The following is a 17,557-nucleotide window of genomic DNA, read 5'->3' on the forward strand; positions in this document are numbered from 1 at the left end:
CCGAGGTGTGAGTGCCCCTTCAGGGAGATCACACATTTCACACTAGACTTGAGGGCGAAGGTCAAAGGCGACCCGCCACTTGAAAATCCTGACTAAGGAGGCCATCTCATGGCATTCATCTTCGACGTTCGCGGTCGCGAGATTCTCGATTCGCGCGGCAACCCCACCGTTGAGGTCGTTCTGACGACCGACGAGGGCTACCAGTTCCTCGGCCAGGTTCCTTCGGGCGCCTCGACCGGTGCTTTCGAGGCCGTTGAGCGCCGCGATGGTGACAAGGGCCGTTACCTCGGCAAGGGCGTTTCGCAGGCTGCTGCCGCGGTCGCCGAAGAGCTCTCCGAGAAGATCGAGGGCATGGATGTTACCGACCAGCGTGCGATTGACCTTGCGATGATCGAGGCTGACGGCACCGACAACAAGGGCAAGATTGGCGCAAACGCCATCCTCGGCGTGTCGATCGCCGTGGCAAAGGCCGCTGCTGCCGAGGCTGAACTTCCCCTCTACCGTTACGTGGGCGGCCCGAACGCGCACGTGCTCCCCGTTCCCATGATGAACATCCTCAACGGCGGCTCGCACGCTGATTCGAACGTGGACATCCAGGAATTCATGATCGCCCCGATCGGTGCCCCGACTTTCGTTGAGGCCGTCCGCATGGGCGCCGAGGTTTACCACAACCTCAAGAAGGTTCTTCACGATCGCAGCCTCGCCACCGGTCTTGGTGACGAGGGCGGCTTTGCCCCGAACCTTGAGTCGAACCGTGCCGCTCTCGACCTCATCATCGAGGCTATCGAGAAGGCGGGCTTCACCCCGGGTAAGGACGTCGCACTTGCGCTCGACGTCGCTGCCTCGGAGTTCTACGAAGACGGCTCCTACCTCTTCGAAGGTGAGAAGAAGTCGGCCGAAGACATGATCGCCTACTACAGCGAGCTCGTGGATGCCTACCCGCTCGTGTCGATCGAGGACCCGCTCGATGAGGAAGACTGGGACGGCTGGGTTGCCATCACCGAGAAGCTCGGCAAGAAGGTCCAGCTCGTTGGCGACGACCTCTTTGTGACCAACCCCGTGCGCCTCGGTAAGGGCATCGAAAATGGTGCCGCCAACGCGCTCCTCGTGAAGGTCAACCAGATCGGCACTCTCACCGAAACCTTCGAGGCCGTGGATCTGGCGACCCGCAATGGCTTCTCCTCGATGATGTCGCACCGTTCGGGCGAGACCGAGGACACGACCATTGCTGATCTCGCCGTCGCGCTTGGCACCGGCCAGATCAAGACCGGTGCTCCCGCTCGCGGCGAGCGCGTGAACAAGTACAACCAGCTCATCCGCATTGAAGATGAGCTTGGCGACTCGGCCGTGTACGCGGGCGCTTCGGCATTCCCGCGCTTCAAGGCCTGAGCAGTTTACGATAGGGCGTATGCCTGATTCAGTAACGCGCCGTAGGAGCGCCCCGTCGTCACCGGCGGGGCGCTCCTCGGCGTCACGGCGGCGCCAAAGCGCCGCCCCATCGGCCCTGGCTGCACGGCCGAGCCGCCGCCCGGCATCCGGCCGCACAAAGACCCCCCGTAGGAATACCTCCCGTGCGCAAGGATCGGTAAGAGCTGGCGCCCGCAAGGTGCTCACGCCCATCGCGGGGCTTACGGGCCGCTCGCTCGTGTTGCTCGCGATTACCCTGATCGCGCTCGTGGCGCTCGTACCAACCGTCAACGGGTACGTCATGCAGCAGCAACGACTCAGCAGCCTGCGGGCGCATGTTGCCGAGCAAGAGCGAGAGGTTGAGGGCCTCGAAGCCGAGGTGGCCCGGTGGCAGGATCCAACGTTCGTCTCCGCGCAGGCTCGCAAACGCTTGCTGTTTGCCTACCCCGGGGAAACGCAATATCGTTTGACGGATTCGAGCGGCGCCGAGGTGCCCCAGACCGAGCAGGCGGCTCATGAGGAAGAAGCCGCAAAAACCGCGTGGTTCGGCACGATGTGGGATTCGCTTGTGGCTGCGAGTCAGGCTGCACCGCCCGAGGATCCCGCCGCTACTTTAGGCCCGTAGGGTCCATAGACCGAAAGGTTTCAGTGCTCCATGCCCACCCCGCTTGAACCACTTCCGTTCGAGAGCGAGGCAACCGAGGGCGATCTTGCCCTCATGGCCCGTCAACTTGGCCGCACGATGCGCGGCGTCCACTCGATTGCACGTCGCTGCGCGTGCGGAGCGCCCGCCGTCGTCCGCACGACACCACGGCTTCCCGATGGTTCCCCTTTCCCCACCAGTCTCTATCTCACGCTACCGTCGATGGTCGAGGCCTGCTCGCGTCTCGAAGCGCGCGGGCTGCTCGCCGAGTGGACGGCTGAACTCGAGGGGAGCGAGGAGCTCAAAGAGCGCTATGCGCGCGCCCACGAACGCTATCTGGTGCGTCGCGCCGAGCTTGGCAACGCCGAGGAAATTGAGGGCATCAGTGCGGGCGGAATGCCGTCGCGAGTAAAGTGCCTGCACGCGGTGGTTGGTCAGGCCCTCGCAGAGGGGCCCGGCGTGAATCCCTTTGGTGACCGCGCGCTTGAGATGGCTTCCGCTGAAACAACTATCGACCGATGTCGCTGCGAGGTTACGCCTGCAACGCTTGAGGAGGCAGAAAAGTGAGCCGCCGCGTCGCCGCGATTGATTGCGGCACCAATTCGATTCGACTTCTCGTTGCCGAGGAGGATTCCGACGGCTCCCTGCGCGACATCGCCCGCGATATGAAAATTGTGCGCCTTGGTTACGGGGTCGATCGCACGGGGCGCCTTGACCCCGAGGCGATCGCGCGCACGCTCGACGCGACGCGCGAATACGCGAAAGTCATTGAAACGAGCGACGTCGAGGGCGTGCGGTTTGCCGCCACGAGTGCAAGCCGTGATGCTGAGAACCGTGCCGAGTTTATCGATGGCGTGCGGGAAATTCTCGGGATCGAACCCGAAGTTATTGAGGGAACGGAAGAAGCAAGTCTCAGCTACCGTGGCGCTGTGGCAACGCTCCCGGATCCTGGACCATCGCCGCGCCTCATTGTTGACATTGGCGGGGGCTCGACCGAGCTCGTGTATGGCGAAGATGAGCCGCTCGCCGAAGTAAGCCTCGATATGGGCTCGGTGCGCCTCACTGAAAGGCATTTGAGCGCGGATCGCGTAAGCGAAGGCGACATCGAAGCCGCGACGCGCGACATAGATGCGCTGCTCGACTCAGCCGCGCGCGCAATCGATTTCGCGTCGGTGCGAGGCATCGTGGGCGTCGCAGGAACCGTGACGACGCTGACTGCCATCGCCCTGGGTCTCGAGGAATACACGCCTGAGTTGAGCCACGGTGCGAGCATCGATCCCGAGGATTTCACGGCGCTCAGCTACCGAATTCTTCGCTCGAGCTCCACGGAGCTTTCGGCGTTTCCGGCGATCCACCCCGGTCGGGTTGACGTGATCGGCGCGGGAGCGCTGATCTGGGCGCGAATTCTCGAGCGCGTGGCGAACGAGGGGAGCCTCGAACGCGTCACCACAAGCGAACACGACATCCTGGATGGGCTCGCCATGAGCGTGCTCGATTCACTCAGTTTGGAAAAGCCCCAGCGTGATTGAATTGCATCGTTAGCGATGTGGAAAGGCAAGTTCACACACATGAACATCAATTCAGGAAACAAGCCGCACGTTCTCGTTCTCGGTGGCGGCAGCGTTGGCATGAACGTCGCAGCCGAACTGCGTAAGAAGGCTGGCAACAACGTTGCCATCACGGTCGTGGACACGCGCCCGTACCTCACGTACCAGCCGTTCCTGCCCGAAGTTGGCGCCGGTGCGATTGACCCGCGCAACGTTCTCGCTCCGCTGCGCAAGGTCCTGCAGGGGACGAAGGTCGTGACGGGCGCGGTCGAGAAAATCTCGCATGCGGATCGCGTCGTGACCGTCGCCCTCGAAGGCGAAGAGTCGATTGAGATTAGCTACGACTACCTTGTCGTGGGGCTCGGCTCCGTTCCGCGTACGCTCCCGATTCCGGGCCTCGCGGAAAACGCGATTGGCTTCAAGTGGGTCGAGGAAGCCGTCGCTGTGCGCGACCGCATTCTCAGCAACCTCGCTGAGGCTGCGTCGACCAAGGATCCGGAAACCCGCAAGCGTCTGTTGACCTTCACGTTCGTGGGCGGCGGCTTCGCGGGCTCGGAAGCCCTTGCTGAAGCAGAAGACATGGTCTCCGCTGCCCTCCAGTACTACCCGGATCTCCACCCCTCGGATGTCCGCTTCGTCATGATCGAAGCCATGGGCCGGATTCTCCCGGAGGTGGGCGAGGAACTCGGCAAGTATGCGCTCAAGCAGTTCCGTGAGCGCGGTATCGAGGTGAAGCTCGAAACGTTCCTCAACTCGTGTGAGAACGGCATCGTCAAGACCTCCGATGGCGACGAGTTCGCCTCCGACCTCATCGTGTGGTGCGCCGGCATCAAGCCGAACCCCGTTCTCGAGAACTCGGATTTGCCGCTCAACCAGACCGGTCGACTCGACTGCCTCGCGGATCTGCGCGTCAAGAGCGAAGATGGCCCCCTCGAAGGTGTTTTCGCCGCGGGCGACTGCACGACCGTGCCGGACCTCGCCTCGGGCGAAGGCAAGGTATGCCCGCCGAACGCTCAGCATGCTGTGCGCCAGGCCAAGACCCTCGCCGACAACGTGGCACGTGCGATCGATTCGCGCCCGCTCGTGGACTACTACCACAAGAACCTCGGCACGATGGCAACCCTCGGCATGTTCAAGGGCGTTGGCACGCTGTTCATCGGTGACAAGAAGGTGGAGCTCAAGGGCCTTCCGGCATGGCTCGGCGCCCGCGCCTACCACGTTTACGCGATGCCTACGCTCGGTCGAAAGGCCGGTGTCGTCGCGGGTTGGGCAAGCTCCCTTCTTGGCAACCGCGAAATCCTCGGCATTGCGCAGACGACCGAACCGCGCAAGGCCTTTGAACTCGCAGCAGCTTCAACCCCGAAGAAGAAGTAACTTTTGAGCATAAGCGCGTAGTTTTCTCGTGCGCATACGCAAGGCCCGGCACCTCGAGGTGCCGGGCCTTGCTGCTCTCGAAGTGGGGTAACTATGCTTGAGAGAGCGCATGCGCGAGAACAACACAGGCGTTGATGAAGGCCGGCAAGCGTCGGCCCCACGCGCCCCCGAACTGAGCCGGAGATGCCATGGAAATTTACATCCGTCCACATGCCGATGACGCGAGCAAGATCGTTGCCGATCACATCGAAGCGGTGATCCGCGAGGCGAACGGTGGCCCGGTCACGCTCGGTCTTGCCACGGGTTCGTCTCCAATTGCGGCGTATGACGAGCTCGCACGCCGCCACCGCGAGGAGGGGCTGAGCTTTGCGGAGGTCACGGTGTTCATGCTGGACGAATACGTGGGACTTTCTCCCGAGCACCCGCAAAGCTACGCACGCTTTATTCGCGAGCACCTCGTGGAGAAGGTTGACCTTGACCCCGAAAAGGTGTTTTGCCCCCGCGGTGACACCGGCGACCCGGCTCTGGAAGCAGCGCGCTATGATGCCGCAATCAAGGATGCGGGTGGTGTCGACCTTCAGCTTCTCGGAGTGGGGGCGACCGGCCACATCGGATTCAACGAACCTGGCACGTCGCTCGCCTCGCGCACGCACCTCGTGACCCTTACACCGAAGACCATTGCCGATAACGCACGATTCTTCGAGTCGAAGGATGACGTTCCCGTACACGCGATTAGCCAGGGCGTTGGTACCATCCGCGAGGCCAAGAAGCTTCTCCTGATCGCCACTGGCGAGAATAAAGCTGAAGCCATTCGCCAGACGATCGAGGGTGGCGTGAGCGCACGCTGGACTTCGACCGCGCTTCAGCTGCACGAAGATGCGACGATCGTCGTGGACAGCGCCGCGGCTTCGAAGCTTGACTACCTCGACTACTACCGCTTTATCGACGCGAACCGTCAGTAAGCAGCCCCTGCGCGAGGTTTTCGTCTCGCTGGCCCGGTGCAAAGCTTCGCTTTGACCGGGCCTTTCTTACAATGGGCTGCATGTCCCAAACCCAAAATGCACCCTCAACAGACGCGCCTTTGTCGCGCCTCGATTCTTTCTTCTCGATTTCGAAGCGCGGCTCGACCGTTGGGCGTGAAGTACGCGGCGGCATGGTCACGTTCTTCGCGATGTGTTACATCATCGTGCTCAATCCGCTCATCATTGGCACAGTCCCGGATTCCACCGGCATGTATCTCGGAGGCGGAACCGAGCCCAACATGCCCGCTGTCGCTGCGGGCACCGCGCTGATCGCCGCAATCTGCTCGATCTTCATGGGGGCGTGGGCGAACTTCCCCCTCGCGATGGCTGCGGGGCTCGGCCTCAACGCTTATCTTGCCTACGGTGTCGTTTCTTTGCCCGGAATGACGTGGGCGGGGGCTATGGGCCTCGTTCTCGTGGAGGGCGTCATTATCCTCCTGCTCGTGCTCACGGGTTTCCGTAAGGCCGTGTTCCTGGCGGTTCCGCAGTTCTTGAAAACCGCCATTGCCGTGGGGATGGGGCTCTTTATCGCTTTCATTGGCCTCATCAACGCGCGCTTTGTGACAACCGGTGGTGGCACGCCTGTACAACTCGGCAACTCCGGTTCGCTCATTGGCTGGCCCACTGCTGTGTTCGTCTTTGGTCTCGTCCTCATGATCCTGCTCTGGGTGAGGAAAGTTCCCGGCGCTATTCTCATTGCCATCATCGCCGCCACCGTGCTTGCCATTGTTGTGGAGAACACCGTGGGAATCGGCCAGTTTGCTCCCGCGACTGACGCCGATGCCGGTAATCCCTACGGTTGGTCCATGAATGTGCCGGCGCTCAGTACAAGCGCCTTCGCGCTTCCAGATCTTGGCACGCTGTTCCAGGTCGACCCGATCGGCGGCTTGCGCGCGGTGGGCGTCGTAGGCGCCATCATCGTGGTGTTCTCCCTCCTCCTCGCGGACTTTTTCGACACGATGGGCACGATGGTTGCCGTGGGCACCGAAGCTGGCCTCGTGGACGAGAACAGTGACGTTGAAAATAGCCAGCGTGTGCTCGTCGCCGATTCCGTGGGCGCAATCATGGGTGGCGTCGGCGGTGTCTCCTCCAACACGAGTTTCGTGGAAAGCGCGACGGGTGTGGGTGAAGGTGCTCGTACGGGTCTCGCCACCGTCGTGACGGGCCTGTGCTTCCTCATCGCGATGTTCTTGTCGCCAATCGTTGCGCTCGTTCCCTACGAGGCGGCAACGCCAGCGCTAGTTCTCGTGGGCTTCCTCATGATGAGTCAAGTGGTCGAGATCGACTTCAGCGATCTCACGAAGGCGATCCCGGCCTTCCTCACGATCATCCTTATGCCGTTCGCGTACTCCGTCACCGTTGGCATGGGTGCGGGCTTCATCATGTATGTGGTCATCCAGATCGTCGTGGGTAACGCCAAGAAGGTGCACTGGCTCATGTACGTTGTGAGCGCGCTTTTCGTGCTGTATTTCCTCCGTGACGCACTCACGGGGCTGCTCGGACTTTGACGCGCTTGCGATGAGCCACGCGCGTTCCGTGCGGCGATCAGGCACAATGGAAGTCATGACGCGAGCCGACTTGACGAAGAACCCCGCCGATGTTTCCACGATGTTCGACGACGTTGCGGGGCGCTACGACCTCCTCAACACCGTTCTGGCCTTTGGGCAGGACCGCGGATGGCGCACCGCCATGGTCGAGGCGCTTGAGCTGCCGAAGGGGAGTGGGGCTCGAGTACTCGATGTTGCCGCGGGCACGGGCACGTCGAGCGCAGCCATTGCGCGCGAGGGGCTTCAGGTGCTTGCCTCGGATTTCTCTGCTGGCATGATGGCTGAGGGGCGCAAGCGGCAACCGCATATCCCGTTCGTGGGGGCCGACGCCACCAACCTTCCGTTCAAACCGCACTCTTTTGATGCGGCCGTGATCAGCTTCGGATTGCGTAACGTCGTGGAACCGAAAAAGGCGCTTTCCGAGATGACCCGCGTGGTCAAGCCCGGTGGCGCGGTCGTGGTGTGTGAATTCTCGACCCCGAAGAATCGGGCGTTCAGGCACGTCTATTCGCGCTACATCATGGGGTTGCTCCCTCGCGTGGCCTCGCAGGTCTCGGCGAACGGTGCAGCCTATAGCTATCTCGCGGAATCGATTCTCGCGTGGCCAGACCAAGAGGGGCTTCGCGAGTGGTTTCTCGACCTCGGACTTGAGCGCGTGCAGTATCGCAACTTGAGTGGCGGGATTGTTGCGCTTCACAGGGGCTACGTTCCTGCCCACTAGAACTGCCGCTTCGCGGAGCGTTCCCACTCCTCCTTCACGACCCCCAAAAACCGTTCACCGAAGCGGCGTTTGGGGGTTTTTATGGTGTGGGCCACGAATGGGTGGTGTGGGGTTGCGTGGTGGTGGGGGTGTGGGTAGTGTTTTTCCTCGTTGCCCCGGAAGGGATGCGGCGGATGCGGACCGGTTGAGACTGGTTTGTGTGTGGCGTATTTTGGCTTGGTGGGCTGGGTTTTCACTCTTGTTGGTGCTGCGGATCACGTGGCATGGATTTGACGGGGTGGGCCTGGTTCGGTAAGTTGTAGGGGTTGCTCCAAAACGAAGTGCTCTGGTGGGTGCGGGTGTTTGGGTGCGCATGTTGTTTGATATCTCAATAGTGTGTCTGTTTATTGATGCCAATTTTTTTTTGGCAGGAACATTGAATTTCTTGTTCAATTTCTGGATGGTCAGCGTAATGTTGATTGTTTTGTTTCTGCTGGGTTTAGATTTTTCTGTTTTTTAATGGAGAGTTTGATCCTGGCTCAGGACGAACGCTGGCGGCGTGCTTAACACATGCAAGTCGAACGATGAAGCTGTGCTTGCACAGTGGATTAGTGGCGAACGGGTGAGTAACACGTGAGTAACCTGCCCTTCACTTTGGGATAACTCCGAGAAATCGGGGCTAATACCGGATATGACTACTGGCCGCATGGTTGGTGGTGGAAAGTTTTTCGGTGAGGGATGGGCTCGCGGCCTATCAGTTTGTTGGTGAGGTAGTGGCTCACCAAGGCGATGACGGGTAGCCGGCCTGAGAGGGCGACCGGCCACACTGGGACTGAGACACGGCCCAGACTCCTACGGGAGGCAGCAGTGGGGAATATTGCACAATGGGCGAAAGCCTGATGCAGCGACGCCGCGTGGGGGATGACGGCCTTCGGGTTGTAAACCTCTTTCAGCAAGGAAGAAGCGAAAGTGACGGTACTTGCAGAAGAAGCGCCGGCTAACTACGTGCCAGCAGCCGCGGTAATACGTAGGGCGCAAGCGTTGTCCGGAATTATTGGGCGTAAAGAGCTTGTAGGTGGCTTGTCGCGTCTGCCGTGAAAACCCGAGGCTTAACCTTGGGCGTGCGGTGGGTACGGGCAGGCTAGAGTGCGGTAGGGGAGACTGGAATTCCTGGTGTAGCGGTGAAATGCGCAGATATCAGGAGGAACACCGATGGCGAAGGCAGGTCTCTGGGCCGTTACTGACACTGAGAAGCGAAAGCATGGGGAGCGAACAGGATTAGATACCCTGGTAGTCCATGCCGTAAACGTTGGGCACTAGGTGTGGGGAGCATTCCACGTTTTCCGCGCCGTAGCTAACGCATTAAGTGCCCCGCCTGGGGAGTACGGCCGCAAGGCTAAAACTCAAAGGAATTGACGGGGGCCCGCACAAGCGGCGGAGCATGCGGATTAATTCGATGCAACGCGAAGAACCTTACCAAGGCTTGACATGCACTGGATCGCTGCAGAGATGTGGTTTTCTTTGGACTGGTGCACAGGTGGTGCATGGTTGTCGTCAGCTCGTGTCGTGAGATGTTGGGTTAAGTCCCGCAACGAGCGCAACCCTCGTTCCATGTTGCCAGCACTTCGGGTGGGGACTCATGGGAGACTGCCGGGGTCAACTCGGAGGAAGGTGGGGACGACGTCAAATCATCATGCCCCTTATGTCTTGGGCTTCACGCGTGCTACAATGGTCGGTACAATGGGTTGCGATACTGTGAGGTGGAGCTAATCCCAAAAAGCCGGTCTCAGTTCGGATTGGGGTCTGCAACTCGACCCTATGAAGTCGGAGTCGCTAGTAATCGCAGATCAGCAATGCTGCGGTGAATACGTTCCCGGGCCTTGTACACACCGCCCGTCAAGTCACGAAAGTCGGTAACACCCGAAGCCGATGGCCCAAGCTTTTTGCGGGGAGTCGTCGAAGGTGGGATCGGTGATTGGGACTAAGTCGTAACAAGGTAGCCGTACCGGAAGGTGCGGCTGGATCACCTCCTTTCTAAGGAGTTTACTTTTGCCCTGCACCGCCACGTTTGTGGTGGTGTGCGTGTTCTGTGCCGAGTGTGTGCAGCGCGTATGGGCTGGGTGGAACATCAATAAAAGACGTGTTGCTTTGTGCTGGTGCTGAGTACGCCCTGCTTGTGTGGGGTTGGAATGGTGCTGGGACTTAGGTGGCGTGTTGTGGGCACACTATTGGGGTGTGAGGCTGCATGTGCGGTCTTTCCCCCCTGGGGCTGCTGGCTTTGTGGTTGGTGGTTTTCGGGTGTGGGGGTGTTGTTTGTCAACTGCATAGTGGACGCGAGCATCTTGTAAGCAATTTTTTGTTACAGATAGTTCAATGATTTTTTGGTCTATGTGTTCATTTTCGAGTGTTTCTAAGTTACTTAGAGCATACGGTGGATGCCTGGGCACAAGGAGCCGATGAAGGACGTGGGAGTCTGCGATAAGCCTCGGGGAGGTGACAACCGACCTGTGATCCGGGGGTGTCCGAATGGGGAAACCCGCCGCGGCGTGAGTCGTGGTACCCGCCACTGAATGTATAGGTGGTGTGGGGGGAACGAGGGGAAGTGAAACATCTCAGTACCCTCAGGAAGAGAAAACAATAGTGATTGCGTGAGTAGTGGCGAGCGAAAGCGTAGGAGGCTAAACCATGCTGGTGTGAGACTCGGTAGGGGTTGCTGGTGTGGGGTTGTGGGGTGCATTTACATGACATCTACCGGTGTTGTGGCGTTGTGGTGTGTGGTAGGTGAAGCCTTGTGAGTGAGGCGCCATAGTGGGTGTGAGTCCCGTAGCTGAAACTGCATGGCCAGGCGTGGTGTTGCCCCGAGTAGGGCCGGGCTCGTGGAATCCGGTGTGAATCTGCCAGGACCACCTGGTAAGCCTAAATACTTCCTTGTGACCGATAGCGGACTAGTACCGTGAGGGAAAGGTGAAAAGTACCCCGGGAGGGGAGTGAAAGAGTACCTGAAACCGTGTGCTTACAATCCGTCGGAGCCTTGAGGGGTGACGGCGTGCCTATTGAAAAATGAGCCTGCGAGTTAGTGGTCGGTGGCGAGGTTAACCTGTGTGGGGTAGCCGTAGCGAAAGCGAGTCTGAATGGGGCGTTGAGTCGCCGGCTCTAGACCCGAAGCGAAGTGATCTATCCATGGGCAGTGTGAAGCGCGGGTAAGACCGTGTGGAGGCGCGAACCCACTTCAGTTGAAAATGGAGGGGATGACCTGTGGATAGGGGTGAAAGGCCAATCAAACTTCGTGATAGCTGGTTCTCCCCGAAATGCATTTAGGTGCAGCGTTGCGTGTTTCGTGCTGGAGGTAGAGCACTGGATAGGCGATGGGCCCCACCGGGTTACTGACCTTAGCCAAACTCCGAATGCCGGTACGTGAGAGCGTAGCAGTGAGACTGTGGGGGATAAGCTTCATGGTCGAGAGGGAAACAGCCCAGAACATCAGCTAAGGCCCCTAAGCGTGTGCTAAGTGGGAAAGGATGTGGAGTTGCTGAGACAACCAGGAGGTTGGCTTAGAAGCAGCCACCCTTGAAAGAGTGCGTAATAGCTCACTGGTCAAGTGATTCTGCGCCGATAATGTAGCGGGGCTCAAGTACACCGCCGAAGCTGTGTCACTCCATTTTTTGGGGTGGGTAGGGGAGCGTCGTGTGGCCGGTGAAGCTGCGGGGGAACCCAGTGGTGGAGGCTATGCGAGTGAGAATGCAGGCATGAGTAGCGAAAGACGGGTGAGAAACCCGTCCTCCGAATGATCAAGGGTTCCGGGGCTAGGTTAATCCGCCCCGGGTTAGTCGGGACCTAAGGCGAGGCCGACAGGCGTAGTCGATGGATAACGGGTTGATATTCCCGTACCGATAGTGTGAGGACCCATACCGAGGCGTGTGATGCTAACCACCCGAGCTTCCCCTTCCTTCCCTTTGGGTTGGTTGGTGGTGGTGAGGCTGGGAACCGAGCGCGTAGTAGGTCAGCGTGTGGGATGACGCAGTGAGGTAGCTTCCGCGGGGTAATGGTTGTCCCCGTTCAAGCGAGCAGCCCGAGTGCGAGTAATGTTGCGCTCTTTAGGGTGAGTCGTGATGAGGACCCTTTGTGGGGTAGGTGGGTGATCCTGGACTGCCGAGAAAAGTTCCGGCGTGACGAGCACTATTGCCCGTACCCTAAACCGACTCAGGTGATCAGGTAGAGAATACTAAGGAGTTCGAGAGAATCGTGGTTAAGGAACTCGGCAAAATGCCCCCGTAACTTCGGGAGAAGGGGGGCCTGAGGTGTGAGAGCACTGATGGCCGCAGAGACCAGGGAGAAGCGACTGTTTACTAAAAACACAGGTCCGTGCGAAGACGTAAGTCGCTGTATACGGACTGACGCCTGCCCGGTGCTGGAAGGTTAAGAGGACTGGTTAGCCCCTTGTGGGCGAAGCTGAGAATTTAAGCCCCAGTAAACGGCGGTGGTAACTATAACCATCCTAAGGTAGCGAAATTCCTTGTCGGGTAAGTTCCGACCTGCACGAATGGCGTAACGACTTCTCCACTGTCTCAACCGCGAACTCGGCGAAATTGCATTACGAGTAAAGATGCTCGTTACGCGCAGCAGGACGGAAAGACCCCGGGACCTTTACTATAGTTTGGTATTGGTGTTCGGAACGGCTTGTGTAGGATAGGTGGGAGACTGAGAAGCTGGCACGCTAGTGTTGGTGGAGTCGTTGTTGAAATACCACTCTGGTCGTTTTGGATTCCTCACTTCGAGCCATGATCTGGTTCAGGGACAGTGCCTGATGGGTAGTTTAACTGGGGCGGTTGCCTCCTAAAGAGTAACGGAGGCGCTCAAAGGTTCCCTCAGCCTGGTTGGCAATCAGGTGTTGAGTGTAAGTGCACAAGGGAGCTTGACTGCGAGACAGACATGTCGGGCAGGAGCGAAAGCTGGAACTAGTGACCCGGCACCTCATTGTGGAATGGGTGTCGCTCAACGGATAAAAGGTACCCCGGGGATAACAGGCTGATCTTGCCCAAGAGCTCATATCGACGGCATGGTTTGGCACCTCGATGTCGGCTCGTCGCATCCTGGGGCTGGAGTTGGTCCCAAGGGTTAGGCTGTTCGCCTATTAAAGCGGTACGCGAGCTGGGTTTAGAACGTCGTGAGACAGTTCGGTCCCTATCCGCTGCGCGCGTTGGATATTTGAGAAGGCCTGTCCCTAGTACGAGAGGACCGGGATGGACTAACCTCTGGTGTGCCAGTTGTTCTGCCAAGGGCATGGCTGGTTGGCTACGTTGGGAAGGGATAACCGCTGAAAGCATCTAAGCGGGAAGCCTGCTTCGAGATGAGATATCCGTACACGTTTGTGTGGGAGGTCCCCTGTAGATGACGGGGTTGATAGGCCAGATGTGGAAGCGTAGTAATGCGTGGAGCTGACTGGTACTAATTGGCCGATGACTTATCTTGCACTCTTCTTGTTGCTTCTTGTGTGTGTTCGCGTTCACTGTGTGGTTGACATTCCACACCCCCGTTGTTTCCTGGCCCCGTTTGTTTGGGTTTGGGGGGGGTGGTTGATTGTTTCGGTGGTCATTGCGTTGGGGAAACGCCCGGTTCCATTCCGAACCCGGAAGCTAAGCTCAACTGCGCCGATGGTACTGCACTCGGGAGGGTGTGGGAGAGTAGGACACCGCCGAACTATTCTTTCGGGTTTGGGCCCTGGTCGCAGCGACCAGGGCCCAACACGTTTAACCCCCGCTTTCCTGTAGTGATCACCGAATGCTCCTTACCAGTGTGAACTTGGCCGGAAAACGGTGCCTACGGAGGCCTCGGACCGCTCGCGTCTATTAGCGTAGAACTACGTTGTGTACCGCGCTTGCGCGGGACCGCCAACGATGAGAGTTCCCCGCGTGCTGCACGATCGTGCCCCGGCGCGCCCCCTGTGAGGAGTTGCGGATTGTCCGACAACGAAAGCTTTGAATCAGACTCGCGGCCTGCCCGCGATGACCGCCCCCGCGCCAAAGGCGAGTATGGATCGCGTAAGCCGCGTTCCGATGCCGGGCGCGCAGAAGGGCGTAAGAATGTGCGCGGTGAACACGATCAGCGGGGCGGAACCGGTCGCGAAGGCAAGCGACGGTCCTACGGATCTGATCGCAGCTCGCGCTACACCCGCGCTGGCCGCGACGGTGAATGGAAGGATCGCCGCACAAAGCGCGATGATCGTGATGGTGAACGACGCTGGGGTCGTGAGGATAGGCCGCGTCGTGATGGTGAGCGTCGCCGGGGTCGTGAGGATAGGCCGCGTCGTGATGGTGAGCGTCGGTGGAGTCGCGACGGCAAGCCCCGACGCGAGGGTGATCGCCGCCGAGGCGAATTCAAGGGTCGCGAAGGTCGCCCGGGTCGCGGAGATCGCGGCTTCCGCCGTGACCGTGATCAGAGGCGTTTTGAGAAGCGCGAACGTCTGTCGAGCGCGGAGGGGTTTGAGGCGGATCGGCAGGAGCGTTTGCGCGAAGGTCGCGAGCCCTTCGTTCCCGCGGAGATTACCGGCAGTGAGCTCGCCCCCGAACTGCGTGGCACGCTCAAGGCTCTTACTAAGGAACAAATGGAGCGAGTGTCTCGCCACCTCGTAGCCTGCGCGATGCTGACGGAAAGCGAACCGGAACGGGCACTCGAACACGCTAAATGGGCTGCGCGTTTCGGAGCGCGCGTTGCCTCGGTACGCGAACTTTACGGCGCCTTGCTTTACGAGGCCGGAGATTACCGCGGTGCGATGCGCGAAATGCGCGCAGCGATGCGCATGAGTGGGAACGTCGATCTTTTGCCGATCGTTGCCGACTGCGAACGCGGGCTCGGCAGGCCAGAAAAAGCCTTCGACATTGCGCAGTCCGAAGAGGCGGCAAAACTTACCAACGCCGAAACGATTGAACTCATGATGGTGGTTGCGGGCGCCTATGCTGACCTCGGCGATCTAGATACGGCGATCGCCACCCTCGAGATTCCCGCGCTGCGCTCCAAGGTCGATGGAAAATGGCAGTTCCGGCTGTGGCTCGCCTACGCAGATCTCCTCGAGGCCGCAGGTCGGGCCGACGAGGCCAAAAAGTGGGTCACGCTCGCCGCCGATGCCGACGTCAACGAAGAAACCGACGCGTATGCGCGCCTTGGGCGCGCCCCGCGTCCTCGCGAGGCAGCCATCGAGCGCACCGAGGAAGAAATCGGTGTGTTCGACGTGGAAGCAGACTTCGAAGAAGCCGAGCGTGAAGCCGCAAAAATTGAAGCCCTGAATGCTCAGCAGTCGTCGGACCTCGAAAAGGCGAGCGAGTCAGCCGAGCCCCCCGCTTCTGCTGAGGCTGCCTCATCTGCCCTGACCCCAGGCCCCTCCGATGCAGATTCCCCTTCCGAGGAGGAATGACGTGAAACTTCCTGAACCGACGTTCGTCGACCTTTTCGATGCGCTCCTGTTTGATATGGACGGGACGCTCATGAACGGTGCGCGCGTGATCGAGCACGGTGTCGAGGCGATGACCCATGCTAGAGCTAAGGGCCTCGCGATTGCCTTCGCCACAAACAATGCCTCGCGCACGCCAGACATGGTGGTTGACCACCTGACATCGCTCGGCTACGAGGCCCATGCGAACGAGGTCGTGAACTCGCCGATGGTGGCGATGAGCCTTGTGAAGAAGCATGTTGAGCCGGGCAGCACCATCCTCGTCGTGGGCGGCCGTGGGCTTGTGGAAGAGGTCGAGCGGCATGGTTATACCGTGACGCGTGAAGACCGCGAGGATGTCAAGGCCGTCATCCAGGGTTTCGCGCCGACCGTTGGCTGGGCTGATCTCGCGGAGGCGGCCTATGCCATTCGCCGCGGTGCGTTTTTCGTTGCCACCAATATTGATTCGACCCTGCCCACGGAAAAGGGTTTTGCCCCCGGTAATGGCGCGCTCGTGCATGCGCTCGAGTTTTCGACTGGGGTGAAGGCCATCGCGGCAGGCAAGCCTGAGCCGGCAATGTTTACGGTCGCGGCGGAAACTGCCGGATCGACGCGCCCGCTCGCGATTGGGGATCGCCTCGATACCGATCTTGAAGGCGGCAATCGCGCGCAAGTTCCCACTTTTCACACGCTCACGGGAGTTTCGAGCTGGCTTGATGCCGCGCACGCGCCGGCGATCCAGCGCCCTGTGTTCGTGCGCCCGAACCTCTCGTTCCTTGCGCAGAGCGCCGCGCACCCCGTGATTGACGGCGAGCGTGCGCATCTGGGAGGGACTTCAGCTCGTCTTGAGGGAGGCGACATCATCGTGACAGGGGATGCCTCCAGCTGGCGTGTAGCGCAGGTCGTCGTGTCGCTCGTCAATGCCCGTTTCCCCGAAAGTGCTTTCGAAGGCGAGATCCGCGCGGAATCGGGCGAACTCTTCGCGCCGTTTGGAAAGTAGCGTTTCCGTCGTGCCGCGTCTTGATGCCGCGCTATTTGCGCGCGGCCTCGCGCCTTCACGTACCCATGCACGCCGCATCGTCGAGGAGGAACGTGCGCTCGTCAATGGCCGCCTCGCCCGAAAGCCCTCGATGAGCGTCTGCGCCACTGACGTGCTTGAGGTGCGTGACATCCCCGAGGGGGGAGAGTTCGCCTCGCGCGCGGCCCTCAAACTCGAGGGAACGCTCGAGCGGCTCGGAGCGCGGGCTCCGCGCATCGAGGGGGCGCGGGTGCTCGACCTGGGAGCGTCAACCGGAGGTTTTTCCGACGTGTGCCTCCGCCGCGGTGCACGCCACGTGTGGGCGGTCGATGTTGGCCACGGGCAGCTTCTTACACGCCTTGATCGCGAGGAGAGACTCGCCAACCTCGAGGGTACTGATGCGCGCTCTCTCACGAGATCCGTGCTCGCCGCGGCAGAGCCGAACGGAGTGGGCACTCCCGATCTCGTGGTCACCGACGTGTCGTTCATTTCACTCACCCACATTCTTGAGGTGGCCGCGGGGCTCGTGGAACCGGGTGCTCCTCTCCTTTTCATGCTCAAACCTCAATTTGAGGTGGGGCGTGCGCGGCTGCCAAAGTCGGGCGTCGTGACCGATCCCAGGGCTTGGCGCGACGCGCTTATGAGCATCGTCGAGTGCGCCAGAGGCGTCGGACTTTCGCTCCTGGCTGTGCACCCGAGCCCGCTTCGGGGGCAGGACGGGAATATCGAGTTTTTTCTTCTGTGCGAAAAATTGCCCTTTGGCACACGCGCGGCCGAGGGTGAATGTGGAATGATCGAGGGTGCCCTTGCCGAAGCCGAGGGTCGTCGTCGCGAGGACTGCGCCGGCTCATAGGAGTTGGGCGCGCCGCACGTTCC

Annotated in this window: 12 protein-coding genes and 3 rRNA genes; 14 read left to right on the top strand and 1 reads right to left on the bottom strand. The window is 60.2% G+C overall.

The window, feature by feature from the left end; genetic code table 11:
- Positions 1-108 precede the first annotated feature (108 nt).
- The 11 genes from eno to rrf all read left to right on the top strand — a co-directional run bounded on the left by eno (position 109) and on the right by rrf (position 13,938).
- Complete coding sequence (gene eno / locus DAD186_RS04385) at positions 109-1,389, top strand: phosphopyruvate hydratase (RefSeq protein WP_065247662.1); 1,281 nt, start codon at positions 109-111, stop codon at positions 1,387-1,389.
- A 217-nt stretch (positions 1,390-1,606) separates the two neighbouring features.
- Positions 1,607-2,032 carry an FtsB family cell division protein gene (locus tag DAD186_RS04390; RefSeq protein WP_065247663.1) on the top strand — a complete coding sequence of 142 codons (426 nt, stop codon included), beginning with the start codon at positions 1,607-1,609 and terminating at the stop codon, positions 2,030-2,032.
- A 30-nt stretch (positions 2,033-2,062) separates the two neighbouring features.
- Positions 2,063-2,617 carry a DUF501 domain-containing protein gene (locus tag DAD186_RS04395; protein WP_065247664.1) on the top strand — a complete coding sequence of 185 codons (555 nt, stop codon included), beginning with the start codon at positions 2,063-2,065 and terminating at the stop codon, positions 2,615-2,617.
- Positions 2,614-3,579, top strand: a complete 966-nt coding sequence (locus DAD186_RS04400; protein ID WP_065247665.1) for a Ppx/GppA phosphatase family protein — start codon at positions 2,614-2,616, stop codon at positions 3,577-3,579. Before DAD186_RS04395 ends, DAD186_RS04400 begins: the two co-directional genes overlap by 4 nt.
- Before the next feature lie 39 nt (positions 3,580-3,618).
- Positions 3,619-4,971, top strand: a complete 1,353-nt coding sequence (locus DAD186_RS04405; RefSeq protein WP_065248725.1) for an NAD(P)/FAD-dependent oxidoreductase — start codon at positions 3,619-3,621, stop codon at positions 4,969-4,971.
- Positions 4,972-5,159: 188 nt separating this feature from the next.
- Positions 5,160-5,933, top strand: a complete 774-nt coding sequence (nagB, locus tag DAD186_RS04410; RefSeq protein WP_065247666.1) for a glucosamine-6-phosphate deaminase — start codon at positions 5,160-5,162, stop codon at positions 5,931-5,933.
- 71 nt (positions 5,934-6,004) lie between these two features.
- The gene (locus tag DAD186_RS04415) at positions 6,005-7,501 is read left to right on the top strand and encodes an NCS2 family permease (protein WP_065247667.1); all 1,497 of its coding nucleotides are present in this window, start codon (positions 6,005-6,007) and stop codon (positions 7,499-7,501) included.
- Positions 7,502-7,556: 55 nt separating this feature from the next.
- Positions 7,557-8,261: a class I SAM-dependent methyltransferase gene (locus tag DAD186_RS04420; protein ID WP_065247668.1), complete on the top strand. Its 705-nt coding sequence runs from the start codon at positions 7,557-7,559 to the stop codon at positions 8,259-8,261.
- 495 nt (positions 8,262-8,756) lie between these two features.
- Positions 8,757-10,274, top strand: a 16S ribosomal RNA gene (locus DAD186_RS04425).
- 374 nt (positions 10,275-10,648) lie between these two features.
- A 23S ribosomal RNA gene (locus DAD186_RS04430) occupies positions 10,649-13,709 on the top strand.
- 112 nt (positions 13,710-13,821) lie between these two features.
- Positions 13,822-13,938, top strand: a 5S ribosomal RNA gene (gene rrf / locus DAD186_RS04435).
- The 16S, 23S and 5S rRNA genes sit together here, the layout of an rRNA operon.
- Before the next feature lie 282 nt (positions 13,939-14,220).
- On the opposite strand, the gene DAD186_RS04440 is transcribed toward rrf, so the two are convergent.
- On the bottom strand, positions 14,221-14,841 hold the full coding sequence (locus DAD186_RS04440; protein ID WP_065247669.1) for a hypothetical protein: 621 nt from the start codon (positions 14,839-14,841) through the stop codon (positions 14,221-14,223).
- Between the two features lie 36 nt (positions 14,842-14,877).
- Between DAD186_RS04440 and DAD186_RS04445 the strand changes: the two genes are divergently transcribed.
- Genes DAD186_RS04445 through DAD186_RS04455 form a run of 3 tightly spaced genes read left to right on the top strand, consistent with a single transcriptional unit; the run spans position 14,878 to position 17,534 of the window.
- Positions 14,878-15,648: a hypothetical protein gene (locus DAD186_RS04445; RefSeq protein ID WP_208854278.1), complete on the top strand. Its 771-nt coding sequence runs from the start codon at positions 14,878-14,880 to the stop codon at positions 15,646-15,648.
- 1 nt (position 15,649) lies between these two features.
- Positions 15,650-16,663, top strand: coding sequence for an HAD-IIA family hydrolase (locus tag DAD186_RS04450; RefSeq protein WP_236886291.1), 1,014 nt, complete (start codon positions 15,650-15,652; stop codon positions 16,661-16,663).
- A gap of 10 nt (positions 16,664-16,673) precedes the next feature.
- A complete protein-coding gene (locus tag DAD186_RS04455; protein WP_065247672.1) occupies positions 16,674-17,534 on the top strand; it encodes a TlyA family RNA methyltransferase in 861 nt (286 codons plus the stop codon).
- Positions 17,535-17,557 lie beyond the last annotated feature (23 nt).

Source organism: Dermabacter vaginalis (genome assembly GCF_001678905.1).
GTDB lineage: Bacteria > Actinomycetota > Actinomycetes > Actinomycetales > Dermabacteraceae > Dermabacter > Dermabacter vaginalis.